Annotated in this window: 24 protein-coding genes and 1 pseudogene; 16 read left to right on the plus strand and 9 right to left on the minus strand. The window is 72.4% G+C overall.

Features of this window, described 5'->3' with window-relative positions; genetic code table 11:
* Positions 1-44 precede the first annotated feature (44 nt).
* A complete protein-coding gene (locus ACF1ED_RS33510) occupies positions 45-1,019 on the minus strand; it encodes an alpha/beta hydrolase (protein WP_391767001.1) in 975 nt (324 codons plus the stop codon).
* Positions 1,020-1,341: 322 nt separating this feature from the next.
* Between ACF1ED_RS33510 and ACF1ED_RS33515 the strand changes: the two are divergent.
* Positions 1,342-1,579 (plus strand): annotated as a pseudogene (locus tag ACF1ED_RS33515) (DUF3533 domain-containing protein); the annotation flags it as partial.
* 83 nt (positions 1,580-1,662) lie between these two features.
* Here ACF1ED_RS33515 and ACF1ED_RS33520 read toward each other — a convergent pair.
* Positions 1,663-2,265 (minus strand): TetR family transcriptional regulator, encoded by a 603-nt coding sequence (locus ACF1ED_RS33520; RefSeq protein WP_391767003.1) that lies wholly within the window; start codon positions 2,263-2,265, stop codon positions 1,663-1,665.
* 209 nt (positions 2,266-2,474) lie between these two features.
* On the opposite strand from ACF1ED_RS33520, the gene ACF1ED_RS33525 reads away from it, so the two are divergent.
* Genes ACF1ED_RS33525 through ACF1ED_RS33535 form a run of 3 tightly spaced genes read left to right on the plus strand, consistent with a single transcriptional unit; the run spans position 2,475 to position 5,213 of the window.
* A complete protein-coding gene (locus ACF1ED_RS33525) occupies positions 2,475-3,191 on the plus strand; it encodes a type 1 glutamine amidotransferase domain-containing protein (RefSeq protein ID WP_391767005.1) in 717 nt (238 codons plus the stop codon).
* A 52-nt stretch (positions 3,192-3,243) separates the two neighbouring features.
* Complete coding sequence (locus ACF1ED_RS33530) at positions 3,244-4,677, plus strand: aldehyde dehydrogenase family protein (protein WP_391767007.1); 1,434 nt, start codon at positions 3,244-3,246, stop codon at positions 4,675-4,677.
* Positions 4,674-5,213, plus strand: a complete 540-nt coding sequence (locus ACF1ED_RS33535) for a saccharopine dehydrogenase NADP-binding domain-containing protein (RefSeq protein WP_391767009.1) — start codon at positions 4,674-4,676, stop codon at positions 5,211-5,213. The genes ACF1ED_RS33530 and ACF1ED_RS33535 overlap by 4 nt, the downstream gene beginning before the upstream one ends.
* On the opposite strand, the gene ACF1ED_RS33540 is transcribed toward ACF1ED_RS33535, so the two are convergent.
* Positions 5,206-5,364, minus strand: coding sequence for a hypothetical protein (locus ACF1ED_RS33540; protein ID WP_391767011.1), 159 nt, complete (start codon positions 5,362-5,364; stop codon positions 5,206-5,208). The genes ACF1ED_RS33535 and ACF1ED_RS33540 overlap by 8 nt on opposite strands.
* A gap of 228 nt (positions 5,365-5,592) precedes the next feature.
* Between ACF1ED_RS33540 and ACF1ED_RS33545 the strand changes: the two genes are divergently transcribed.
* Genes ACF1ED_RS33545 through ACF1ED_RS33560 form a run of 4 tightly spaced genes read left to right on the plus strand, consistent with a single transcriptional unit; the run spans position 5,593 to position 7,708 of the window.
* Positions 5,593-6,192: a sulfite oxidase-like oxidoreductase gene (locus ACF1ED_RS33545; protein WP_391767013.1), complete on the plus strand. Its 600-nt coding sequence runs from the start codon at positions 5,593-5,595 to the stop codon at positions 6,190-6,192.
* Entirely contained in the window at positions 6,192-6,911 is a 720-nt protein-coding gene (locus ACF1ED_RS33550) for a ferredoxin reductase (protein ID WP_391767015.1), read from the plus strand. Before ACF1ED_RS33545 ends, ACF1ED_RS33550 begins: the two co-directional genes overlap by 1 nt.
* Positions 6,912-6,943: 32 nt before the next feature.
* Positions 6,944-7,228 (plus strand): DUF6510 family protein, encoded by a 285-nt coding sequence (locus ACF1ED_RS33555; RefSeq protein ID WP_391767017.1) that lies wholly within the window; start codon positions 6,944-6,946, stop codon positions 7,226-7,228.
* Between the two features lie 27 nt (positions 7,229-7,255).
* Entirely contained in the window at positions 7,256-7,708 is a 453-nt protein-coding gene (locus ACF1ED_RS33560) for a DUF5709 domain-containing protein (protein WP_391767018.1), read from the plus strand.
* An 18-nt stretch (positions 7,709-7,726) separates the two neighbouring features.
* On the opposite strand, the gene ACF1ED_RS33565 is transcribed toward ACF1ED_RS33560, so the two are convergent.
* The 5 genes from ACF1ED_RS33565 to ACF1ED_RS33585 all read right to left on the minus strand — a co-directional run bounded on the left by ACF1ED_RS33565 (position 7,727) and on the right by ACF1ED_RS33585 (position 13,249).
* Complete coding sequence (locus ACF1ED_RS33565; protein ID WP_391767020.1) at positions 7,727-8,161, minus strand: hypothetical protein; 435 nt, start codon at positions 8,159-8,161, stop codon at positions 7,727-7,729.
* A 273-nt stretch (positions 8,162-8,434) separates the two neighbouring features.
* Positions 8,435-9,538, minus strand: a complete 1,104-nt coding sequence (locus tag ACF1ED_RS33570) for a phosphotransferase family protein (RefSeq protein WP_391767022.1) — start codon at positions 9,536-9,538, stop codon at positions 8,435-8,437.
* On the minus strand, positions 9,535-10,773 hold the full coding sequence (locus ACF1ED_RS33575) for an acyl-CoA dehydrogenase family protein (protein WP_391767024.1): 1,239 nt from the start codon (positions 10,771-10,773) through the stop codon (positions 9,535-9,537). The genes ACF1ED_RS33570 and ACF1ED_RS33575 overlap by 4 nt, the downstream gene beginning before the upstream one ends.
* Positions 10,774-10,801: 28 nt before the next feature.
* Positions 10,802-11,569, minus strand: coding sequence for an SDR family oxidoreductase (locus ACF1ED_RS33580; RefSeq protein ID WP_391767026.1), 768 nt, complete (start codon positions 11,567-11,569; stop codon positions 10,802-10,804).
* Between the two features lie 3 nt (positions 11,570-11,572).
* Positions 11,573-13,249, minus strand: a complete 1,677-nt coding sequence (locus ACF1ED_RS33585; protein WP_391767028.1) for a class I adenylate-forming enzyme family protein — start codon at positions 13,247-13,249, stop codon at positions 11,573-11,575.
* A 187-nt stretch (positions 13,250-13,436) separates the two neighbouring features.
* Here ACF1ED_RS33585 and ACF1ED_RS33590 point away from each other — a divergent pair, with 187 nt between their 5' ends.
* A complete protein-coding gene (locus tag ACF1ED_RS33590; protein WP_391767030.1) occupies positions 13,437-14,063 on the plus strand; it encodes a TetR/AcrR family transcriptional regulator in 627 nt (208 codons plus the stop codon).
* Positions 14,064-14,252: 189 nt separating this feature from the next.
* Here the strand turns inward: ACF1ED_RS33590 and ACF1ED_RS33595 are convergent, their stop codons facing one another.
* Positions 14,253-15,440, minus strand: a complete 1,188-nt coding sequence (locus ACF1ED_RS33595; RefSeq protein ID WP_391767035.1) for a PucR family transcriptional regulator — start codon at positions 15,438-15,440, stop codon at positions 14,253-14,255.
* A 146-nt stretch (positions 15,441-15,586) separates the two neighbouring features.
* On the opposite strand from ACF1ED_RS33595, the gene ACF1ED_RS33600 reads away from it, so the two are divergent.
* From ACF1ED_RS33600 to ACF1ED_RS33630, 7 genes are all read left to right on the plus strand, one after another.
* Positions 15,587-17,074, plus strand: a complete 1,488-nt coding sequence (locus ACF1ED_RS33600; RefSeq protein ID WP_391767037.1) for a long-chain fatty acid--CoA ligase — start codon at positions 15,587-15,589, stop codon at positions 17,072-17,074.
* A 416-nt stretch (positions 17,075-17,490) separates the two neighbouring features.
* A complete protein-coding gene (locus ACF1ED_RS33605; protein WP_391767038.1) occupies positions 17,491-18,453 on the plus strand; it encodes an NAD(P)H-quinone oxidoreductase in 963 nt (320 codons plus the stop codon).
* 827 nt (positions 18,454-19,280) lie between these two features.
* On the plus strand, positions 19,281-20,480 hold the full coding sequence (locus tag ACF1ED_RS33610; RefSeq protein WP_391767040.1) for a S8 family peptidase: 1,200 nt from the start codon (positions 19,281-19,283) through the stop codon (positions 20,478-20,480).
* An 89-nt stretch (positions 20,481-20,569) separates the two neighbouring features.
* On the plus strand, positions 20,570-21,361 hold the full coding sequence (locus ACF1ED_RS33615; RefSeq protein WP_391767042.1) for a YqjF family protein: 792 nt from the start codon (positions 20,570-20,572) through the stop codon (positions 21,359-21,361).
* Positions 21,362-21,483: 122 nt separating this feature from the next.
* A complete protein-coding gene (locus ACF1ED_RS33620; protein ID WP_391767044.1) occupies positions 21,484-22,566 on the plus strand; it encodes a sugar ABC transporter substrate-binding protein in 1,083 nt (360 codons plus the stop codon).
* A 106-nt stretch (positions 22,567-22,672) separates the two neighbouring features.
* On the plus strand, positions 22,673-23,500 hold the full coding sequence (locus ACF1ED_RS33625) for an ATP-binding cassette domain-containing protein (RefSeq protein ID WP_391767046.1): 828 nt from the start codon (positions 22,673-22,675) through the stop codon (positions 23,498-23,500).
* Positions 23,497-24,792 (plus strand): sugar ABC transporter permease, encoded by a 1,296-nt coding sequence (locus ACF1ED_RS33630; protein ID WP_391767048.1) that lies wholly within the window; start codon positions 23,497-23,499, stop codon positions 24,790-24,792. The genes ACF1ED_RS33625 and ACF1ED_RS33630 overlap by 4 nt, the downstream gene beginning before the upstream one ends.
* Positions 24,793-24,891: the final 99 nt, after the last annotated feature.

Here is a 24,891-nt window from a genome sequence, read left to right on the forward strand (position 1 = left end):
CGTGGGCGGGCCCTTCCGCGCTCGTGCGCGGTGGCTGGTGCGTGTCAGTCGTCGTGGAGGGCGGTGCGGAGGAAGTCGACGGCGAGTTTGCGGGCGACGTTGGCGGCGCGGGTGTCGCGGAGGCTGTCGAGGAGGAGGAAGTCGTGGACCATGCCCGCGACGCGGACGGAGGTGACGTCGACGCCGGCTTCGCGGAGCTTGTTGGCGTACTGCTCGCCCTCGTCGCGCAGGACGTCGGCCTCGTCGGTGATGACGAGGGTGGTGGGCAGCCCCTTGAGCTGGTCGAGGGTGGCCCGCAGGGGTGAGGCGTGGTGCTCGGCGCGCTGGGCGGGGTCGGTGGTGTAGGCGTCCCAGAACCACTTCATGCCGTCGCGGGTGAGGTAGTAGCCCTCGGCGAACTGGAGGTAGGAGGGGGTGTCGAAGTCGGCGTCGGCCACCGGGTACAGCAGGCACTGGGCCTTGAGGTCGATGCCGCCGCGTTCCTTGTTCATCAGGGCGAAGACCGCGGACATGCATCCGCCGACGGATTCGCCGGTGACGGCGATGCGGGAGGTGTCCAGGCCGTGTTCCGCGCCGTGTTCCAGGACCCACTGGCCCACCGCGTAGTTCTGCTCGACCTGGGTGGGGTACTTCGCCTCGGGCGCCCGGTCGTAGACGGGGAACACGCCCGCCGCTCCGGCGCCGACGGCGAGTTCGCGAAAGAGCCGGTCGTGGGTCTTGTCGTCGCCGAAGACCCAGCCGGCGCCGTGGATGTAGAAGACCACGGGCAGCGGGCCGGTGGCACCCTTCGGGCGGATGATGCGGGTGCGGACGGTGCCCCACTCGCCGGCGTCCACGTCGACCCACTCCTCGTCGACCTCCGGTCGGGGCACGCTCTCGTCGCTCTGCAGGCCGAGGAGGATCTCACGGCCCTTCTCGGGCGGGACCTCGTAGATCCTCGGGTGGGGATCCGTCGCGTCGCACAGCTCCTTCGCGGCCGGCTCCAGGTACGGCGTGATCGGAGGAGGAAGCTCAGTCATGTCCACTCCATGTCGCGAGCACACGGGTGCCCTGTTCCTGCGGCCCTGTCGGCCGCGGACGGTGGTCCCCCCGCCCGGGCGTTCACGCCCGCCTTTCATCGTTCGTGCCCCGTCCGCGCTCCGCAACCGGGCCGCGGGCCCTCCGGTGCGGTGCTCCTGGAGTGCCGTCCGGCAGCGGTCCGACCGGCCTCGCCTCCACTGCGCCGGATGCCGTGCACCCTGTTCCCGGCATCCGTTCGGGTGCCTTCATCCCGCGCGCGCCCGGACCGTTGGGTGCGTGAAAGGGAGCACCTCGTCCGAAGTGAAGGACGTGGTGACCCGGTGCGCCTCGATCCTGGTGATCGGCGCCGGCGCGCGGCCGGCCAACCGGACCCGGGCGGCGACCCGCCCGGGCGCGATGACACTGGTCTCGCTCGTCGGCGGACCGGGCGGTGCGCTCGTGGTCGGGCCGGTTCTGGGCGCGGTGCCGGGCGCTGTGGGGGCTGGGCGCGCTGATCGTCTTCGCGGTCGGCGCCACCACGCCGGCCCTCCAGGAGCTCTTCGGCACCCCCGGCGTCGGAACCGGGCCCGGCCGGCGGGGACCCGCGCGGCGCTGCCGGCCGAGCCGCGCCCGGGGCGTAGGCCCGGAGGGGGGCCGGGTCCTTCAGGCGTCGGGGAACCGCACGAACCCGAACACGTCGTCGACGAGTGCGGCGAGGGAAGGCCCCGGATCGCCGTCGGACCAGCGCATCAGGGCGACGTCGAAGCAGCCCAACGCCGTGTTGATCATCGTCTGGGTCATGAGCCGCGCCTCGGGGGCCTCCTGGCCGAGCCGAGGCGTGATCGCCGGTACGAGGGCGTCGGTCCAGGCCAGGTGCTTCTCCAGGTAGCGCGCACGGAGCCCGGGCGTGTGGCAGATGACGCGGGTGGCGCGCTTCCAGTGCCCCGTGTCCTCGTCCATCTGGACGGCTGCCGCCCGGAAGGTGCGGCGCAGGGCCTCCCACGGGGGGTTCCCGTCGAGATGGCGGAGCAGTTCGGCGCGCACTTCCTCCGCGGAGGGGATGCGGTCGCCGAAGACGACGTCCTCCTTGTTGCTGAAGTAGCGGAAGAAGCTGCGCTGGGAGATGCCCGCGGCCGCGACGATGTCGGCCACGGTGACCTGGTCGAAGCCGCTGGTGTCGAAGAGCTCGAGCGCCGTGTCGGTCAGGGCCTGGGTCACGGCTTGGCGGGTCTTCATGCGCAGGCCGGGCGTGGTGGTCTCCCTCATGCGAAAAGGCTATCAGTGCCAAACTTGGCAGCCTGTGTCAGGCGTGGCATACACTGCCATCATGAGCGCGCCGCCTCCGCCGAGAGGCCGGTCGCCCGGCCCCCGCCCGGAGCGGATGATGACTTAGGGGGCTTTGCGCCATGTTTCGCCGGATATGACAGCCGCCCTCCCGTGAGCGGAAGGCGGCGTCCGGACAGGAGGAGGTCGTTGTGACGAAGGTGTTGTTCGTGGTGTCCGCGGCGGACCGGTGGACCTTGCGGGGCGGAGAAGTGCATCCGTCGGGGTACTGGGGTGAAGAGCTGGCGATGCCCCACAAGATCTTCTCGGCGGCGGGGTGGGAGATCACCATCGCGACGCCGGGCGGGAAGGTCCCCACCTTGGACCGGCTGAGCATGGGGCGGACGGCGGGCCGGCCGTCGAAACTGCGCGAGGTGGCGGCCTATCTGGAGTCCATCCAGGGGGAGCTGAACAGCCCCCGGGTCCTGGCGGACGTGGATCCGGACGACTTCGACGTGGTGTTCTACCCGGGCGGCCACGGTCCGATGGAAGACCTGTCGGTGGACCCCGTGTCGGGTGCCCTGATCACGAGGGTGCTGCGCTCGGGGAAGCCCCTCGCGTTGCTGTGCCACGCGCCGGCCGCGGCGTTCGCGGCGCAGAACGAGGACGGCTCGTGGCCCTTCACGGGATACCGGATGACGGGGCTGTCGAACCTGGAGGAGAAGTTCAACAGCTTCGGCCGCAAGGCGGCGTGGCTGCTGGAGGACCGGCTGCGGGAGAGCGGTGCCGAGTACTCCAAGGCACGTCTGCCCCTGCGGCCGTACGTGGTGGTCGACCGCAACGTGTACACGGGGCAGAACCCGCCCTCCTCCGAGCACCTCGCCAACCGCCTCGTCGCCGACGTGAACGCCGCGGCGACGGCCCGCTGACCCGAACCCGGCACCCCGCCGTGCCCCGCCACCGCCTGGAAGGCACACGCCCATGACCGGCACCGCCGCCCCCGCCGCACAGCAGGACCAGGACATCCAGGAGACCGTCCGGCGCCTCCGGGCCGCCTTCGACACCGGCCTCACCCGTCCCGCCGCCTGGCGCCGACGCCAGCTGCACGCCCTGCGACGCCTCCTCAGGGACAACACCACGGCCATCGAGGAGGCCCTCTACGACGACCTGCGCAAAGGCCGTACGGAGTCGCACCTCACCGAGATCGGCGGGGTCCTCGCCGAGGTCGAACACGCCCTGTGCCACCTCGACCGCTGGATGAAGCCCCGCAGGGTCGCCGTCCCCCTGAACATCAAACCGGCGACGGCCCGGATCCACCCCGAACCCCTCGGCGTCTGCCTGATCATCGCGCCCTGGAACTATCCGCTGACGCTCACGCTGAACCCACTGGTCGGGGCGCTGGCCGCCGGCAACGCCGCCGTCGTGAAGCCGAGCGAACTCGCCCCCGCCACCAGCAGGCTCCTCGCCGCCCTCCTGCCCCGTTACCTGGAGGCCGTGGCCGTCGTCGAAGGAGCGGTCGAGGAGACCACGACGCTCCTCGCGCAGCGCTTCGACCACATCTTCTACACCGGCAACGGCACGGTCGGCCGCATCGTGGCCGCCGCCGCGGCGAAGCACCTGACCCCCGTCACCCTCGAACTCGGCGGCAAGTCACCCGTCTTCATCGACGAGACCGCCGACATGGCCGTCACCGCGCGCCGGCTGGCCTGGGGCAAGTTCACCAACGCCGGCCAGACCTGCGTCGCGCCCGACTACGTCCTCGTCACCCACGCCGCCCGCGCGCCCCTGCTGGCGGCGCTGCCGGAAGCCATCCACCGGATGTTCGGCGCCGACCCCCGCACCAGCGCCGACTACGGCCGCATCGTCAACGACCGTCACTTCCGGCGTCTGACCGGACTCACCGCGGAGGGAGACCTCCTCACCGGCGGCGTCTCCGACGCCGCGGAACGCTACATCGCCCCCACCGTGCTGACCGACGTGGCACCGGGCGCACCCGTCATGACCGAGGAGATCTTCGGCCCCATCCTCCCGATCCTGACCGTACGCGGCGTCGACGAGGCCATCGACTTCATCAACGCCCGTGACAAGCCCCTCTCCCTGTACGCCTTCACCCGCGACAAGGCGGCCCGCCAGGCCCTCCTGGAGAAGACCTCCCCCGGCGGACTCGTCTACAACGCGCCGATGATTCACCTGGGCGTCCCCGACCTGCCGTTCGGAGGCGTCGGAGAATCCGGCATGGGCGCCTACCACGGCAAGGCGTCCTTCGACACCTTCAGCCACCGCAAGCCGGTCCTGACCAAGCCCACCCGGCCCGACACCCTGCGGCTGATCTACGCACCGCACAGCTCCCGGTCCTTCGCCTTCATCGCCAAGGCCGTCGCCCGCACCCACCCGCTCCGGGGAAGGAAGCGATGAACAGCCGCGTCATCCTGCTCGGCGCCACCGGTTACACCGGAGACCTCGTCCTCAACGCCCTGATACGCAGAGGAGTCAGGCCCACCCTCGCCGGACGCAACCCCACGGTCCTGACGGCCCTGGCCGAACGCTCCGGTGGCCTCGACCACCTGGTCGTCGACGCTGCCACCCCCGACGGCCTGGGGAAGCACCTGCAACGCGGCGACGTCCTGATCACCACCGTCGGCCCCTTCGAACGCTTCGGATTCCCCGTCGCGCGGGCCGCCGCGGACGCGGGCGCCCACTACCTCGACTCCAGCGGAGAAGTCGGCTTCGTCCGCACCCTGCGCGACCGGCACCACCAGCGCGCCCGCGAGACCGGGGCCGTGACGCCGCCCGCCTTCGGCTACTTCGCCACCGGACCCATCTGGCGCGGCATCAGCCAGGGCACCCGCACCACCATGCGCGACGGAATCACCCTGCCCTCGGCGCGCCGGCGGCGTCGCGTGCTCGTGGAGGAACGCACCGCGTCCCGCGTCCGCCGCTTCATCATCTGAGCCGCCGGCGGTCCCCCACCCGCCCGGGCGGCTTCCGTACCGCCCCGGTGGCCCAGCAGACGAGGGCCATGCGGGCGCCGGCGCGGCGCGGGGTGTCCCGCGTGTGCCGGACGACGCCGGGCACGGCGCCGATCGGCACGCCCTCGCTCACGACCAGGACCCGCACACGCCGGGTTGCACGTGCGCGGCGGGCGGGGATCATGGAGAGGAAGGCGACGCGGCCAGCAGCGCCCCCGGTGGCGCGATCACGCAGCCGTCCGCATACGCCCACCGCGCCCCAAGACGCCTGCACGTGCCCGTACGACCGGTGCGCCCGAGGCTCGGGCCGACCTCGACGAGGAGCGGGTGCAGGCGGACCTCGCGCGAGAGGAGCGACCCCATGGGCAGCTTGTCACCGGGGTTCCACGGGAGGACCCACGCGTTCGAGGGGCGGCTCCCGCCAGGCCAGTACCCGACGGAATCGTTCCCCGTCCTGTCCGCGGGGCCCACCCCGCACGTCCCCACCGACCGGTGGTCCTTCACCGTGACCACCGAACTGGGGGAGAGCCGCACCTGGACATGGGACGAGATGACGGCCCTGCCCCAGGAGGAGCCCACCGTCGACATCCACTGCGTCACCCGCTGGTCGAAGTTCGACACGCGCTGGCGCGGGGTCTCCCTCGACGTCTTCCTCGACGGGGTCGAGACCGCCGCCGACTTCGTCGTCGCCGAATCCTTCGACGGCTACACCACCAACCTGCCGCTGGAGGACGTCACCGGCGGCAAGGCATGGCTGGCCCACACCTACGACGGCTACTCCCTCTCCCCGGACCACGGCGGCCCGGCCCGCCTCGTCATCCCGCACCTCTACTTCTGGAAGTCGGCCAAGTGGGTCAAGGGCCTCATCCTCACCCCGGACGACGAGCCCGGCTTCTGGGAGTCGGCCGGCTACCACGACTACGGCGACCCGTGGCGCGAGCAGCGCTACTGGAGCGACTGATGCACGGCTGGCGACGGGCCCGCCTCACGGAGCGGGCGAAACAGACGGCGACCGGCCGCACCCTGACGTTCGAGGTCGCGCAGTGGCCGGGACACCTCCCGGGGCAGCACGTCGACATCAGACTCACGGCGGACGACGGCTACCAGGCGGTGCGCAGCTACTCGCTCGCTGCCCCCGCCGGCACCGGCACCGGCACCGGCACCGACACCATAGAACTGGGGGTCCAGGCCACTGCCGGGGGCGAGGTCTCCCCCTACCTGGCCGACGATCTCCCCGTCGGCGCCGAGGTCGAGGTCAAAGGACCGCTCGGCGGCTGGTTCGTATGGACACCGCAGGAACCGGGCCCCCTCCTGCTCGTCGCCGGAGGGTCCGGCATCGTGCCGCTGATGGCGATGCTGCGCGCCCGGTCCGCGTCGCCGTCGGACGAACCCTGCACCCTGCTCTACTCCGTCCGCGGCCCGGACGACGTCTGGTACACCACCGAACTCGACGCCCCCGCTCCCCACGTCCACGTCCGGCGCCTCTACACCCGCCTGGCCCCGGACGGATCCGAACGACCCGCCGGCCGCATGACCGCGCTCGACCTGCCGCACCCTCCCCCCGCCCCGGAACGCCGCTGCTACGTCTGCGGCCCGACCGGATTCGTCGAGCACGTCAGCGACCTCCTTCTGACCACCGGGTACGCCCCCCACCAGATCCGTACCGAACGCTTCGGCTGACGCCCCGCGCCCCCACGGTGAGGAACCCCGCCATGAACGAGCACCCCCTCCACCTCGACGGCAACGCCCTGGCCGGTCCTCTGGGAGAGGTCTTCACGATGGACCCGACCACGGCCTGGCGCCTGTGCCCCTCCTGCCGTCTGCCGGCGACCATGGCCCAGCTGCACGTCTACGGCCCCGACCCCGGACTGACCGCCCGCTGCCCCGGCTGCGCCGCCGTCGCCCTGCGGGTCGTCACCCAGCCCGAGCACCTCTGGCTCCAACTGGGCAGTGGGGCGGGTGCCTTCCGCTTCATCCGCCCCCACGTCACTCCGTGAACCAGCGAGGAACGAGGGGAGTCGCACATGAGCAGGCACGATCCGTGGGGCGACGACGTCTACCAGCCGGACGGCAGCGAGGTCCAGGACGACGCCGGTGTGCTGGACTACGAGGACACCCTCGAGGCGTCAGGGGGAGATCCGCTCGACGCGGGGTACTCGCCGCCCGAACGCCCCCTGGGCATCGAGCACACGGGGGTCACCGCGGCCGAGCGGCTGCGCGGTGAGTCACTGGAGGAGCGCCTCGCGGAGGAGGAACCCGACCTCGCGCCGCCCGAAGGCGACGGAATCGGCGACGCGACGGACACCGACGGCGAACTCCTCGACGACCAGGTCGGCGGCCGGCGAGCCGGCCGCCTCGTGTCCGACGACCAGGGGACCGGCCCCGCCCCTCCGGAACCGCACGCCCGCGACCTCGGCATCGACGGCGGCGCGGCCTCCGCCGAGGAGGCCGCGATGCACATCGTCGACGAGGAATGAGCCCGGCGCGCCCGCCCGTCAGGCGTCCGTGCCCTTCTGCGTGATGGCGTAGGTCGAGACGTACGAGGTCCAGGTGTGGTGGGCCGCGGTGATGCCCGAGGTCATCATGATGACCAGCAGGACGGCGCGGGCCACCTGCCCCTTGGGCAGCGGCCGGGCCTCGGCGCCCGACCGCTCCTCGGCGAACACGTCGCTCTCGTCCATGCCGCGCCGCAGGTAGAGCGCCGCCAGAGCCAGGAAGGCGACCAGGACGAACGGGACGCGCCAGCCCCACCGGGCGACCTCGCCGTCGGAGAGGACGGACGTCACGACTCCGCCCACCGAGAAGGCGAGGGCCGACCCGCCGAAGATCGCGACGAAGACGATGCCGCCCAGCGGGCGCATGAGGAAGCCCACGGCGAAGACCGCGAGGGTGGACAACAGCGCGGACACGCTGTCGGACGCGTGGAACACGGCGGTGGCGATGAACGGCGCGAAGACGGCGTAGGCGCTCCGCTCGTACCACTCCAGAACGTTCCCGACCGTGCCGGCGACGAGGGATCTCCGCTTCGACCGCAGAGCGGGGCTCGGCTCGCTCCTCTCCCGGTCGTGGTTCCGTGCTCTGCTTGCGCGTTGCTCACGTGCGGCTCCTTCACTGTTTCCGGGCAGGGGAAAGCGGGACACGGCGTTCTGGGCAGCGGGCAGGTGCGTGAACGGCTGTACGGGAACGAGACCGGGCGCCGGGCGTCAGGGCCGAGGCGCTGCGGACAGGCCGGCGTGGTGCGCGGCCCGCTCCAGCAGCCGGGGGACGCCCGTTCCGAGTGAGGGTCCGAAGGCGGTGTCGTGGGGGCGCTCGCCGCGCTGCCAGCGGGTGTGGATGGCCTCGCAGAAGATCGCCGCTTTCCACAGGGCGAGGGTCTGGTACCAGGGGAGCGGGGTGAGGTCGAGGCCGGTGTGGTGCTGGTAGCGCTCGGCAAGTTGCCGCGGGGTGAGGTAGCCGGGGGAGCGGGTGACGGTGGTGAGTTCGAGGGGGGTGGCGGGGCGGCCGGCTTCGGAGTAGGTGGCGGTGAGGTATCCGAGGTCGGCGAGCGGGTCGCCGAGGGTGGCCATCTCCCAGTCGAGGATCGCGAGGACCCGGGCGGGGGCCCGGGGGGCGAACATGAGGTTGCCCATGCGGTAGTCGCCGTGCACGACCGAGGCCGCCTGGCTGGTCGGCAGGTTGCGGGCGAGCCAGTCCGCGAGGTGTTCGACGGCGGGCAGGTCGCGGGTGGCGTTGATCTCCCACAGGCCGCGGAAGCGTTCGACCTGGCGCCGGAGGTATCCGTCGGGGGAGCCGAGGGAGGCGAGTCGTCCTTCGGTGACGTCGAGGCCGTGCAGGGTGATGAGGGTGTCGACGACCGCCTCGCTGGTGGCGCGGCGCTGGTCGGCGGGGGAGAGGTGGGGCGGGGTGGTGTCGGTGATGACCGTGCCGTCGATCCGGGACATGAGGTAGAACGGCACGCCGAGGAGGGCTTCGTCCTCGCAGACGGCGAGGATCTCGGGCACGGGCACCCCGTGTTCGCCGAGGATCTTCTGGATGCGGGCTTCGCGCACCATGTCGTGCGTCGACCTCGGCAGCGGCGGGCGCGGGCCCCGGCGCAGGACGACGGACTCGCCGCCGCGTTCGAGGAGGTAGGTGACGTTGGACTGGCCGTCGCCGATGCGCTGCCAGGCGAGCGGGCCGTGGCCGATGCCGTGGGCGTCGAGGAAGCCGGTGACGGCGTCGAGGACGAGCAGCGGAGGGCTGTCGAGACGGCTGGCCTGATCCCGGCTCGCGACGACTTCCACGCCGTCGGGGACGGTGTGCGTCACGCGTTCCCACCCTGGCTGATGAGGGCGTCGCCCCGGTACGGTTCCCCGGCCCGGACGGCGGCGCCGCGGGCGGCGGAGGCCCGGCGGGCGATGGCCCACCGGTGGGTCTCGTTGGAGCCGTCGTAGATGCGGAACGGGCGGACCTCGTTGAGGTACTGGGCGAGGGGGAGTCCGTCGGAGACGCCGTCGCCGCCGCAGATCTGGATGGCGCGGTCGATCACCCGGAAGACCGCCTCGGAGCAGTGGACCTTGGCGACCGAGGACATCGCGGAGCCCGCCTTCGGGTCGCCGTGCAGCAGGGCGGCCGTCTTGGTGATGATCGCGTCGGACGTCTCGATGTCGATCACGGACTCGGCGATCAGGTGCTGCGCCAGGCCGAGCGTGTCGATCGGACCGCCGAACAGCTCCCTCCTCGCGGCCCGGTCCAGCGCGATGTCGTGCGCCCTGCGGGCCAGTCCCAGCCACCGCATGCAGTGCGTGAGGCGGGCGGGGCCGAGGCGGACCTGGGCGTAGCGGAAGCCGAGTCCGACCTCGCCGAGCACCGCGTCGTCGGGGACGAAGCAGTCTTCGAGGTACAGGTGGGGGTGGCCGCCGTCGATGGCGCGGTCGACGGTGTGGATCGCCTCGCCCACCCGGATCCCGGGGTTCGTCAGGTCGACGAGGAACATGGTGGCCCCCTCGGGGGCGCCGTCGACGGCCGGGGTGCGGGCCATGACGATGCAGAACGCGGCACCGATGGCGCCGCTGGTGAAGCGCTTGTGGCCGTCGACGATCCAGCCGCCGTCGGCGCGCACGGCGGTGGTCCGCAGCGCGGCCGGGTCGGATCCCGCCCCGGGGTGGGGTTCGGTCATGCCGAAGCACGACCGGACGTCCCCCGCCGCCAGGGGCGCGAGGTAGCGCTTCTTCTGTTCCTCGGTGGCGATGAGGTGGAGCATGTGCATGTTGCCCTCGTCGGGGGCCATGCAGTTGAGCACGCTGGGACCGATCGGCGAGTAGCCGGCCTCCTGGAGCACCGGTGACCAGTGCGCGGGGGACAGGCCCTGCCCGCCGTACTCCCTGGGCACGAGCGGCGCGAAGACGCCGGCCTCCTTCGCCGCCGTCCGCAGCCGGTCGCGGGTGGCCTGGTCGAGGCGCCCGCCCGGGGCGGGTTCGGCGCCGATGACGGTCTCCCGGATGAACCGGCGCGTGCGCTGCCGCAGTTCCTCTGTCTCGGGAGGGAGATCACTGAAGGTCATGACGGTCCTTTCGGGGACGGCGGGGTCGTTACGCGGTGCCGCCGGCGACCGTGAGGCCGCCGTCGACGGTGAGGACGTGGCCGGTGACCCAGGAGGAGTCCTCCGAGGTCAGGTACGCCACGGCGGAGGCGATGTCGGAGGGGACGCCCAGGCGGCGCAGGGGGTAGTCGGCGGCGACCTCGGTTTCCCTGCCGTCGTACAGGGCTTCGGCGAACCGGGTCTTGACGACGGCGGGGGCGACGGCGTTGACGCGGATCTCCGGGCCGAGTTCGACGGCGAGGGTCCGGGTCAGGTGGGAGACGGCGGCCTTGCTGACTCCGTAGAGGCCGATGCCGGGTGACGGGGTGTCGCCGGTGACGGAGGAGAGGTTGACGACGGTGCCACGGCGTTCGGTGAAGCCGAGCTCGGGGTGGGCCACGGCGTCCTGTACCCAGGCGAGGGTGGCCAGCACGTTGACCTCCAGCACCTTGCGGGCGACGTCGAGGTCCAGGCCGACGACGGGGCCGTAGGCCGGGTTGATGCCCGCGTTGTTCACCAGGACGTCCAGCCCGCCGAACTCGCGCGCCACGGTGTCGAAGACCTCACGGCGGTGCTCGGGGTCGTCCGCCCGGCCGGCGACGGTGACGACACTGCCCGGGGGAAGCGTGGCGGCGGCCTCTTCGAGCGGTCCGGCCTTGCGCGCGGTCAGGCAGACCCGCGCCCCTTCGGCGACGAGGCGTTCCGCGACGGCGAGGCCGATGCCGCGGCTCGCTCCGGTGACGACGGCGGCGCGGCCGGCGAAGCGATTCCGGCTCATGGATCAGTCCTCCTTCGAGGGCGACGCCGCTCCGGCGTCGCGGAGTTCGGCGCGCCGGATCTTGCCGCTCTGGGTCTTGGGCAGGTCGGACAGGAAACGGATCGCGCGCGGACACTTGTAGACGGCCAGCCGCTCGCGCGTGAACGCGATCAGTTCCTCGGCCGTGGCGTTCAGACCGGCCTTGAGGGAGACGTAGGCGACGACGGTCTCGCCGCGGTAGGCGTCCGGCTGCCCGACCACCGCGGCCTCGAGCACCGACGGGTGCTCGTACAGCGCGTCCTCGACCTCGCGCGGCCACACCTTGTACCCGGACACGTTGATCTGGTCCTTGAGCCGGTCCACCAGGTAGACCCAGCCCTCCTCGTCGATCACCGCGACGTCGCCGGTACGCAGCCGGCCCTCCGGCATCGTCCGGCGCGTGACCTCGGGCTTGCCCCAGTACCCGGGCACCACCTGCGGCCCGCTCAGTTCCAGCTCACCCTGCTCCCCGTTCGGCACCGGACCGCCGTCCGGGCCCACGACCCGCGCCGTGAGGTGCGGCAGGGGTTTGCCGATCGACAGCGTCCCGCTCGGCGCATGCACCGGCGCCCGCTCGCCCGGTGGCACGGCGATGACGGCGGACGTCGTCTCGGTCATCCCGTAGCCGTTGTGGAGGTAGACGCCGAACCGCTCCCGGAACCGCTCGACGGTGGCCGGCGGGATCGGCGCGCCGCCCGAGTACAGGGCCTTCGCCGTGGCGAAGTGCTCCGGTCCGGCCTGCGGCAGCTCGTAGAGCGCGTGGTACGCGGTGATGGAGCCGATCGTGTAGGTCACCTCGTGCTCGGCGAACGCCTCCAGGGCGACCTCGGGGTGGAACCGGCCCGCCAGGACGAGCGTGGTGTCGGTGAGCAGCGAGAGCGTCGCGTTGACCACCGCCCCGGTGATGTGGAACAGCGGGGCCATGGCGAACACGACGTCGCCGTCGCCCACCCCCATCCAGGACGCGCAGGTCTCCACCACGCTCAGCACGTTGCCGTGGGTGTTCATGGCACCCTTCGGCGGTCCGGTCGTCCCCGAGGTGTACGTCAGGAACGCGACGTCCTCACCGGTCAGCTCCACGGGCGAGGGGCCGCGGCCTTCGAACTCGCCGATCAGCGCCGCCAGGTCGCCGTCCGGCGCCGGTGCGTGGCGCTGTGCCGTCGTGAAGACCCGCGGATCGTCGCGGTACTGGTAGTCCAGCGCCGACGTGCTGACCAGCCACCGCACCGGGCTGCCGGCCAGCGTGCCGAGCGTCTCGTGGACGTCCTCGTCCGCGCAGACGACGCCGACCGCCCCGGCGTCGTCGACGATCCGGCGCAGCTCCTGGCGCCGGTACATCGGGTTGAGTCCCAGTGCCGTGGCCCCCAGCTTCCACAGGGCCAGCAGCACCAGCGCGTACTGCGGGACGTTCTGCAGGTACACCCCGACCCGGTCGCCCCGGCCGGTGCCGCGCGCCTCGAACGCGGCGGCCAGGGCGTCCGACGCCGCGTCCGCCTCCCGCGCGGACAGGGCACCGTCGAAGAAGCGGAGCGCGACGCCCTCCGGGTTCCTCGCCACGCGCGCCTTCCACGCGGCCACGAGCGAGCCGGGAACCGCCTGGGCGTCCGCGTCGGAGCAGATGGGGGGCCGTACGCCCCGCCGGGGTTCCTCATCCACCGTCATGTGCTGTCCTTCCCGTCCACATCGGCCCTGGACGTATGGATACCGAGCGGTCGCTCGGCTACCGAGCGATCGCTCGGTAAAGTGAAGGGTGGCGCCGGGAGCATGTCAAGAGGTGGGCCGCGGAGTGGGATCCGCCCGGCGCTGCATACTGTGCCGACACGGCGAAGATCCGGGGGAGAGGAGCACTGTGGAGAAGACGCGAGCCGAAGCGGGCTGGAGGTCGTACGAGAGCAGCCCGCTGCCGCCGATCCTCGACACCGCACTGGCCTGTTTCGTGGAGCACGGCTACCACGGCACGTCGATCCGCGAGGTGGCCGCACGCGCGGAGCTCTCCGTGCCGGGGCTCTACTACCACTACCCCTCGAAGCAGGCACTGCTCGTCGCGCTCGTCTCCCACGCCATGGACGACCTGTGGGAGCGCAGCACCGCGGCTCTGGAGGAAGCCGGCGACGACGTCCAGCGACGCCTGGACGTGCTGGTGGAGTGCCTCGTCCTGTTCCACGCGCACCGCAGGGACCTGGCGTTCATCGCGTACAGCGAGATCCGCAGCCTCACCGGGGAGGTGCGGAGCACCTACATCGGTGCCCGTGACCGCCAGCAGCGGCTGATGGACCAGGTGATCGAGGACGGTGTCGCGCGGAAGGTCTTCACCACCGAGTACCCGCGTGAGGTCAGCAGGGCGATCGTGACCATGTGCACGGGCGTCTCCCAGTGGTACCGCGCCAAGGGCGAGCACAGCCCCCAGCAGTTGGCGGAGCGGTACCGGGCCATGACCCGCATGACGGTGGGCGCGCCGGTCGAATCCCGGCCCTGACGGCACGGGTCGCCGCGCACGGAGAGGGCGGGCCACCACCGCGCGCGGAACCGGGCTCCGGCACACGGTGGCGGGGTCGGGGGCTCAGGGGACGGTGAAGGGCCGGGACGCGCGGGTGAACGCGCTGACGGCTCCGGGCCCCGTCCTGCGCCTCCTCCGGGACGAGGAGGCGCAGGGTCTCCTCGTGTCTCAGGAACCACGGGGCCGGCGGTCGGAGCCCAGGGGGCCGCCGACCGCCTGGAGCGCGGCGCCGATGTCCGCCGTCGCCCGCGGATCGGAGAGCAGCCGGCCCGTCAGCTCCTCGACGCGGCGGAGCCGGTAGCGCACGGTGTTGGGATGGACGAACAGGCTCGCCGCCGCGGCGTCCGTCGACCCCCCGGAGGCGAACCACTGCTCCAGCGTCCGCAGGAGACGGGACCGCTCCGCGGCCGGCAGGTCGAGCACCGGCCGGAGGGTCACCTCCACCAGATGGGCGGCCTCGACCGGCGCCGCGGCGACGACCATCGCCAGGGGGTTGTCGTCGAACCGCGCCACCCCGGGCCCGGCGCCCGGCAGCCCGGACAGGGCGAGGCGCGCGAAGCGGAGGGCCTGGGGGGCGTCCCGCAGCGAGTCGAAACGCGGACTGAACCCCACGCGGGCACGGCTCCGCCGCAGGATGCGCAGACAGGCGTCCTCCGACCGCCCCGACGGCAACGCGACCAGAGCGAGCTGCTGGTCCGGCAGCAACCTCCAGGCGGAAGGGACGTCCGCGCTCCGCAGCGCCGCCTCCACGCCCGCGAGGGGTTCCTCGCCCGGCGCCGCGGCCTCCGCGACGGCGACCGCGAAGGGCCCCTGTTCCGGCAGGCCCAGCTCGCGAGCCGCCTCCCACAGCGTGCCCTCCGCGATGATCCCGGTGAACAGCGCCTCCACCAGGGCGGACCGCCTGGCCAGCCCCCGCGAGGTCAGCTCGGCCGCCGTCTCCCGGTAGGTCACGGCCACCGCCTCCGCGTACCGGCCGAACAGCACCCAGAACTTCGCGGACTCGGACACCAGCAGGCCGTCGGAGACGTCAGGACGCGTCCGGGCCTCCCCGACGATCTCGGTCCACAGCAGCCCCGACCCGATGCGGTACGCCCGCAGGGTGTCGGCCAGGGGGACGCCCTGCTCCGCCCGGGCCCGCCCGGTCTCCCGTGCCGCCTCCGCCTCGGCGGGGTCTTCCCGGTCGAGGTGCTTCAGTACGAGCTCCGCGTTGGCGGCGCAGGACTCCCGCAGCGACTCCAGGGAGATCAGTGCCTCGTCCTGGTACGCGTCGACCTCCGACCGGATGCGCGAGGCCATTCTCTCGGCCAGCTCGGGAAGCCTCGCGTGAAGCGCCGCGGCTACGCCTGAAAGGTTCATGTCCGCAGCATAGCCACGGGGTTTTGTTCCCACGGACAATCTGCGGGGCCGAGCGCTGTCCCGCCGGCCATAGGGTGAGCGCCCTGAGGGACTGCAAGATGTCTGCGATGTAAACATCCGGTGATTCCGTGTAACGGAGGCGGGTCATGGCCAATCTGGCAGGGTTCCTCGTGGAGACGGCCGGGCGGCAGCCCGAGCATCCCGCGCTGCGGCTGGGGGGGCGGGTGATCACCTACGCGCAGCTGGACGAGCACAGCGCCCGCGCCGCCGCGCTGCTCCGGTCCGAGGGAGTGGAGCCGGGCGACCGGGTCGCCCTGATGCTGCCCAACGTTCCCGAGTTCGTCGTCCTCTACTACGCGGTCCTGCGGGCGGGCGCGGTCGTCGTTCCGATGAACCCGCTCCTGAAGACCAGGGAGGCCGAGTTCCACCTCGCCGACTCCGGCGCGGTGCGGCTCTTCGAGTGGCACCAGGCGCCGGGTGAGGGCGCCAAGGGCGCGGCGGCCACCGGGGTGCGGTACACGGCGGTCGAGCCCGCGACGTTCGCCGCCGAGCTGGCCGGGCACGAGCCGCTCGCCGGGGTCGCCGACGTGGACGGCGACGACATGGCCGTGCTGCTCTACACCTCCGGGACCACCGGCCGCCCCAAGGGCGCCGTCCTCACCCACGCCGGCCTGCGGCACAACACCGAGGTCAACGGCGTCCAGATCCAGCGGATGACGCCGGACGACGTGGTGGTCGGCTGTCTGCCGCTGTTCCACATCTTCGGGCAGATCTGCACCATGAGCGCGACCGTGCGCAGCGGCGCCTCCCTCGTCATGATTCCCCGGTTCGTACCGGGAGACGTCCTGGACGCGATCGCCCGCCAGCGGGCCACCGTCTTCGAGGGCGTGCCGACCATGTACGCGGCACTGCTGCAGCACCCGTCGGAGGCGGACGTGTCGACGCTGCGGATGTGCATCTCCGGCGGCGCCTCGCTGCCGGTCGAGATCCTCCACGGCTTCGAACGCCGCTTCGGCTGTTCGGTGCTGGAGGGCTTCGGGATGTCCGAGACCAGCCCGGTCGTCACCTTCAACCACCCCGACCGGCCCCGCAAGGCCGGCTCCATCGGCACCCCCATCCGCGACGTCGAAGTGCGCCTGCTCGACGACGAGGGGCACGACGTGGCCCCCGGCGCGATCGGCGAACTGGCCGTGCGCGGACCCAACGTGATGAAGGGCTACTGGAACCGGCCCGAGGACACCGCGGCCGCCATCCCCGACGGCTGGCTGCGCACCGGCGACCTCGCCCGCGCCGACGAGGACGGCTACCTCTACGTCGTCGACCGCAAGAAGGACATGATCATCCGCGGCGGCTACAACGTCTACCCGCGCGAGATCGAGGAGGTCCTCCACGAGCACCCGGCCGTCGCCCTGGCCGCCGTGGTCGGCGTCCCGCACGCCGAGCTGGGCGAGGAGGTCGCGGCGGCGGTCGTCCTGCGTCCCGCCGCCCAGGCCACGCCCGAGGAGCTGCGGGAGTACGTCAAGGAACGCGTGGCGGCGTACAAGTACCCCCGCCGGGTGTGGCTCGTGGACCAGCTGCCGCTGGGCCCGAGCGGCAAGATCCTCAAGCGGGAGATCGCCCTGCCGACGCCCTGACGGTCGCGCCCCCTTCCCCGACCGCCGCCCCCGACCGCCGCCCCCATCCGCCGCCCCGGCCGCCCGCAGACCTCCCGGCTGGGGCGAGGGCCCCTCGCTCGGCGGATCGGTCGGGTTCGAGGTGGGCTCCGGCGTCGGGGTCGGCTCCGGGGCCGGGGCCGGGGTCGGGTCCCGACCGGCGGGCGGGTTCCGCCGCGCCACAGGGCAAATGTTTGCACTGCTCACTCCTCTCGGTTAATGTGAGTGGTGTACACATTGAGCTCCCGGTGATCCGGCTCCGAACGGACCACCGCTCCCCGCGCCGGAGGCCGTACTTCCGCCCGGCGCGGAGCGCCGCACCCTTCTCCGGGGCGGGACCGCCGTACCTTCCTCGGTGGCGGGAGCCCTCTCTCTTCGGTCGTGGGAACGGAGTTGTCGTGAAGGCTGTGACGATCACGGAGCATGGTGGTCCTGAGGTCCTGCGGTGGGTCGAGGTCGAGGACCCCACGCCCGCCGCGGGCGAGGTGGTGGTCGACGTGGTGGCCGGCGCCCTGAACCGCGCGGACGTCATGCAGCGACGGGGGCTGTACCCGCTGCAGCCGGGCTGGTCGCCGTACCCGGGGCTGGAGGTCTCCGGCCGGATCGGCGCCGTCGGGGAGGGCGTGACCGGCTGGCGGGTGGGCGACGAGGTCTGCGCCCTGCTGACCGGCGGCGGGTACGCGCAGAAGGTCGCCGTACCGGCGGGGCAGCTGCTCACGGTCCCCGAGGGGATCGGGCTGACGGAGGCGGCGGGCCTGCCGGAGGTGACGGCGACGGTCTGGTCGAACATCGTCATGACCGCCGGCCTCAAGGCGGGGGAGACCCTCCTGGTGCACGGTGGCGCCGGCGGCGTGGGGACGATGGCGATCCAGATCGCCAAGGCCCTGGGCGCCCGCGTGGTGACGACGGTCGGCGGAGCGGAGAAGGCGGCCCAGGCGCGGGAGCTGGGCGCGGACGTGGCGATCGACTACCGGACCGAGGACTTCGCCGAGCACGGGCCCTACGACGTGATCCTGGACGTCGTGGGCGGGGACTACCTGGAGCGCAACGTGCGCTCCCTGGCGGCCGACGGCCGGCTGGTGGTGATCGGCCTGCAGAAGGGGCTGGAGGGCCGACTCGACCTGGCGGAGATCGTCTTCAAGCGGGCGTCCGTGCACGGCACGACGCTCCGGACGCGCTCGAAGGAGTACAAGGCCGAGGTCGTGGCCGAGGTGCGGAAGAACGTGTGGCCGATGATCGAGGACGGGACGGTGAAGCTGGTCATCGACCGGACCGTGCCGATGGCCGATGCGGCGGAGGGGCACCGCCTGATGGAGGCCGGCGGCCACCTCGGCAAGATCCTCCTCGTCAACGACGCGTAGCCGGGGGCCGCGAGGCCCCGCACGGCGCACGCGGCGTCCAGCGGCCCGGCGGTGCCGCGCTCGACGTCTCGCCGGGGGAGGCGGCCGAGGGCCGGCTTCCCTCGGGACGGGCCCGGCCGGACGCCCGCCCGATCGGGCCGCCGCCGTGGGAACTTCGGGCCCCGCCACCCGTGCGAGCGCGGTGACGGGATGCCCGAGCGCGCCGTGGACGGCGGCGTCCACCGCGAGGCCGGCGCCGCCGAGTGCGGCACCGCGCCCGGCGGACACCGGCGTGAGCACGTTCGACGTCCCTCGCTGCCTCCGCCGGCGCGAACCGGCCCGCGCCGCTCGTGAGCACGCCGAGCGGTCGAACCGTTCCCTCCTGGTGCGCGGGGGCCGAGCGGCACGGGCGTCACCCGCCGCATCTCGGCGCTCGGCGTCACCGGCACCCTGTGCCTGTCGCCGCGGGAGACCGGGGAGCCGGATCGAGCCCCGGCCGTGAGGGCGGCCCCCGCGTGATGCGACGCCCGGAGCGGCTGCCGGCGTACGGCTTCCGGGTCCTCGGGATCACCCCCTACCTCGCCGTGCGCGCCGGTCCGGACCGCCATAGGGCCGGGGGCGGACGCCCCTGCCGGGCCCCGGCTCCCGCCGGCGTGAACGTGCTCATTTCACGGGGGAGTTCGTGAGGGCCCGTGCGCGAGGTGGAGGCGATGCGGAGAGGATTTTAAGAAACCTTGTTGAATAACCCCGTACCCCGGGTTCGGACTTGATTTGCTCCTGCCAAGCCGCACAGGGTTCTCTCGAACGTTTGACGCCCCACACGTCAACACGAGGAGAGATCCCCTTTCATGGCAACTCACAAGCGATCCCACGGTCTTCGCAACGCGGCCATAGCCACAGGTGTGGCCGCCGCGACCGCTTCCGCGCTCTTCGCGAGCGGTCTCGCCGGGGCGGCCGCCCCGGCCGAAGGGACCGTGCACGGCCTCGGCGCCCCGGGTGCCGTCGCCGGCAGCTTCGTCGTCATCCTCGACGCATCCGCGAACAAGGCGGAGCTCGCGAAGAAGTACGGCGGCACCCTCCAGCGCTCCTACGGCTCGGAGGTCAACGGCTTCTCCGCGTCCGGTCTGAGCGTCGACGAGGCCAAGCGCCTCGCCGCCGACCCCGCCGTCGGGACCGTCGTGCAGAACAAGCGCTTCACCATCAACGAGACGCAGGAGAAGCCCCCGTCCTGGGGCCTGGACCGGATCGACCAGGCAGAGACGGCCGCCGACGAGAAGTACACCTACCCCGACGGCGGCGGCGAGGGCGTGACCGCGTACGTCATCGACACCGGCGTCCGGATCTCGCACCAGGACTTCGGCGGCCGGGCGAGCCACGGCTTCGACGCCGTCGACAACGACGACACCGCCGACGACGGCAACGGCCACGGCACCCACGTCGCGGGCACGGTCGCGGGCACCGCCCACGGCGTCGCCAAGAAGGCCAAGATCGTGGCCGTCCGGGTCCTCGACGACAACGGCTCCGGCACCACGGAGCAGGTCGTGGCCGGCATCGACTGGGTCACCCAGCACCACTCGGGCCCCTCGGTCGCGAACATGAGCCTCGGCGGCGGCGCCGACGAGGCCCTCGACGCGGCCGTCAAGCGCGCCGTCGACTCCGGCGTGACCTTCGCGGTCGCGGCCGGCAACGAGACCTCCGACGCCGGACAGGGCTCGCCCTCCCGGGTCCCCGAGGCCCTCACCGTGGCGTCCAGCACCAAGGACGACGAGCAGTCGGACTTCTCGAACTTCGGCTCCGTGATCGACCTGTACGCCCCCGGCTCGGAGATCACCTCGGCCTGGAACGACAGCGACACCGGCGTCAAGACCATCTCGGGCACCTCGATGGCCAGCCCGCACGTCGCCGGTGCCGCCGCCCTGTACCTGGCGGGCCACCCGTCGGCGACGCCGTCCGACGTCGCCGCCGCGCTGACCGGCGGCGCCACCGAAGGAGCGATCAAGAACCCGTCCTCCGGGACGGCGAACAAGCTCCTGAAGGTGACGCCGTAGTCGCGACGCGTGACTGAGCGATGAGGGGGTGGCCTTCCGCCGCGGGGAGGGCCGCCCCCTTTCGGGATCCGGTGGCGGATACTGCTGCGATGCCGCAGACGCCGCCCGCCGCGCAGCCCGAACCGGTCACCCCCGACCCCCCGCACCGCACGGACCGCACCCTGCTCACCCAGTCCTGGCTCGACCTGGCCTTCCTCCACTGGGCCGTGGAGCCGGCCGCCGTGGCCCCGCTCCTGCCGGCCGGCACGGTGCCCGACACCTTCGACGGTGTCACGTACGTGGGGCTGGTCGCGTTCCGGATGCACCGGGTCGGCTGGTTCCGGCTTCCCGGCATTCCCTACCTCGGGACGTTCCCCGAGACGAACGTCCGGCTCTACTCCGTCGACGGGCACGGCCGGCGCGGCGTCGTCTTCCGCTCCCTCGACGCCTCCCGGCTGCTGCCCGTCGCCATCGGCCGGTGGGCCTTCCGGCTCCCCTACGTCTGGTCCCGGATGAGCGTCCGGAGCGACGGTGCCACCCTCACGTACAGCAGCGACCGCCGCTGGCCCGGCCCGCGCGGGGCCCGCAGCGCGATCAGCGTGGAGATCGGCGAGCGCGTGGCGGAGCCGACGGACCTGGAGCACTTCCTGACCGCACGCTGGGGCATGCACAGCTCCTTCGCGGGCCGGCCGCTCTACCTCCCGAACACCCACCCCCGCTGGCCGCTGCACCGCGCCCGGCTGCTCGGCTGCGACGAGACCCTGCTCACCGCCGCGGGCCTCGACGCGCCGTCCGGCCCGCCCGTGAGCGTCCTGTACTCGCCCGGGGTCCCGGTCCGCTTCGGCGCCGCGCCGCGCCCGCCCGGGGCGTCCGTGCCCCGGCAGCGGCGGGGCGGGTCCTGAGGCTCGGGAGGTCCCGCCCGCGGGTTGGGTCTAATGTCGAGGGATAGGCCGAAGGTGCGCTCGCGCCCCCGCGGCCGCGCAGGTCGCGGGGGCGGGTCGAGGGCGCGCGAAAGGAGCCTCCCATGACCCGTACATTGCGAGGCGCGATAGCGGTGGCCTCGACCGTGGCCCTGTCGATGGGCGTGGTGGCGACGGCGACCGGCACGTCGCCCGGTCAGGCGAAGCAGGACATCAAGATCGGACTGCTGCTGCCGGAGAGCAAGACCACACGGTACGAGAAGTTCGACCGGCCCTACATCGAGCAGAAGATCAAGGAACTCGCCCCGGACGCGCAGATCGACTACTACAACGCGGCGGAGAGCGCGACCACCCAGCAGCAGCAGGTCAACACCGCCCTCGCCAAGGGCGACCAGGTCCTCATCCTGGACGCCGTGGACGCCAAGTCGATCCAGTCCTCCGTGGAGAAGGCGAACAAGGCCGGGGTGAAGGTCGTGGCGTACGACCGCCTCGCCCAGGGCCCGGTCGACGCCTACGTCTCGTACGACAACCGCAAGGTCGGCGAGCTGCAGGGCAGGGCGCTGCTCGAAGCGCTCGGCGACAAGGCGGAGAGCGGCGAGATCGTGATGCACAACGGCTCGCCCACCGACCCGAACGCCGCCGAGTTCAAGGCGGGCGCGCACTCCGTCCTCGACGGCAAGGTGAAGATCGGCAAGGAGTACGACACCCCCAACTGGGACCCGAACAACGCCAACCAGCAGATGTCCGGTGCCATCAGCGCGCTCGGCAAGGACAGGATCGTCGGGGTCTACTCGGCCAACGACGGACTCGCCGCCGGCATCGCGACCGCCCTCAAGGCCGCCGGCATGAACGTGCCGCTGACCGGCCAGGACGCCCAGCTCGACGCCATCCAGCGGATCCTGCTCGGCACGCAGACCATCACGGTCGAGAAGCCGTACAAGCCGGAGGCCGACATCGCCGCCACGATGGCCGTCGACCTCGCCGAGGGCAAGCAGCTGCCCGAGGACCTGACCCCCGTCACCGTCACCAGCGGCAGTGGCCAGAAGGTCCCGGCCACGCTGCTGACCCCGGTCGTGGTGGACAAGGACAACATCAAGGACACGGTCGTCAAGGACGGGCTGTACACGGTCGACGAGATCTGCACCCCGGCCTACGCCGACGCCTGTGAGGAAGCCGGACTGAAGTGACGCGTTCCCCGTGACGCGTTCCACGTCGTGACGCGCTCCATGCCGTGACGCGCTCCGCGCGACGCGCGTGCCGGTACGCGCTCCGCCGAGGAGGCGGTGGTCGAAGGTGACCGAAGCACCTGTGCTCAGCCTGCGGGGGGTGTCCAAGAGGTTCGGCGCGGTCCAGGCCCTGTCGGACTTCGATCTGGAGGTCCACGCCGGTGAGGTGGTCGCCCTGGTCGGCGACAACGGCGCCGGCAAGTCGACCGCCGTCAAGGCGATCGCCGGGGTGAACCCGCCCGACGACGGCGTCATCGAGTGGCAGGGCCGGCCGGTCACCATCCACCGGCCCCACGACGCCCAGAGCCTCGGCATCGCGACCGTCTACCAGGACCTCGCGCTCTGCGACAACCTCGACGTCGTCGGCAACCTCTTCCTCGGCCGGGAGCTGCGCCGGTTCGGCGTGCTCGACGAGGTCCGCATGGAGCGGCGGTCCCGCGAACTGCTCGACACGCTCTCCATCCGGATCCCGTCGGTGCGCATCCCGGTCGCGTCGCTCTCCGGCGGCCAGCGGCAGACCGTGGCGATCGCCCGCTCGCTCATCGGCGACCCCAGGATCGTCATCCTGGACGAGCCCACCGCGGCGCTGGGCGTGGAGCAGACCGCCGAGGTCCTCGACCTCGTCGAACGGCTCCGCGAGCACGGGCTCGGCACCATCCTGATCAGCCACAACATGGTGGACGTGATGGCGGTCGCCGACCGGATCGCGGTGCTGCGCCTCGGCCGCAACAACGGCTTCTTCGACAAGCGTTCCACCACCACCGAGGAGATCATCTCCGCCATCACCGGAGCCACCGACAGCGCCGTCACCCGGCGCCAGGCCCGCAAACGCGAGGAACGCGACGAACGGGAGGGGCGCGAGGGGCGGGAGGCACGCGGGGAGGGGGCGTCATGAGAAGCGCCGGGGACGAGGGCCGTGCGCCCGAGCCGGGCGACGCCGCAGCCCAGCGGACGGCCCCCGAGGCGACGCCGGCCGTCGACAGCCGGCTGATCGTCCGCGAGGAGGGCTTCCGCGGCTACGCGGGCGAGTTCCGCCGCAAGCTGCGCAGCGGCGAGCTCGGCTCGCTGCCCGTCGTCGTCGCCGTCGTCATCATCTGGACGGTCTTCGGCAGCCTGGACAGCGCCTTCCTCTCCGCGCAGAACCTGTCCGACCTCAGCCAGCAGATCGTCGGCACCGGCATGATCGCCGTCGGCATCGTCTTCGTCCTCCTGCTCGGCGAGATCGACCTCTCCGTGGGCTCCGTCAGCGGACTGTGCGCGGCGGTCTTCGCCGTCCTCAACGTCATCAACGGCATGAACCAGTGGCTGGCGCTGCTCGTCGCCCTCGCCGGGGGAGCGGCGGTCGGGCTCGTCCACGGCTTCTTCTTCGCCAAGGTCGGCGTGCCCGCCTTCGTCGTCACGCTGGCGGGCAACCTCGCTTGGAACGGGCTGATGCTCCAGGTGCTCGGCACCAGCGGCACGGTCAACATCCCCGGCGAGAGCGTCGTCGCCGAGCTCTACTCCACGATCTTCGAGAGCCCGGTCGCGGCCTACGCCACGGCGGCGGTCGGCGTCGGGCTCTTCCTGCTCGCCTCGCTGCTCGACGCCCGGCGCAGGCGGGCCGCGCGGGTGCCGTCCCGCCCGGTCGCCGAGATCGTGCTGCGGACCGTCGTCCTCGCGGCGATCGCCTTCGCCGCCGCGTACGTCCTCAACCGGTACCAGGGGCTCCCGCTCGCGCTGCTGATCTTCCTGGTCCTGCTGGTGGTCCTCGACTTCGTGCTCCGGCGCACCCGCTACGGGCGCCAGATCTTCGCCGTCGGCGGCAACATCGAGGGAGCGCGACGGGCCGGCATCAGCGTGCCGTTCGTCCGGATGAGCGTCTTCACCGTCTCGGGCACCATGGCGGCCGTCGGCGGCCTCTTCCTCGCCGGCCAGATCCAGTCCGCCAGCCAGACCTCCGGCGGCGGCAACCTCCTCATGAACGTGATCGCCGCCGCCGTCATCGGCGGGACGAGCCTCTTCGGCGGTCGCGGTTCGGTCTGGTCCGCGCTGCTCGGCGCGCTCGTCATCGGCTCCATCCAGTCCGGCATGAACATCATGGGCGTCAGCAACGCCGTCCAGTTCATGATCACCGGTTCGGTCCTGCTCGCCGCGGTGGTCGTCGACTCGCTGTCCCGCCGCAGCCAGAAGGCCGCGGGCCGCGCCTGACGGCGCCCGCCCTCCGCGGCCGTCGGCGTCAGCGGCCGGGTGCGCCGAGGCCGAGGACGACGCGGCCCGCGTGGCGAACGCCACCATGCCGGTCGCCGG

Source organism: Streptomyces sp. NPDC014656, from assembly GCF_043084305.1.
GTDB lineage: Bacteria > Actinomycetota > Actinomycetes > Streptomycetales > Streptomycetaceae > Streptomyces.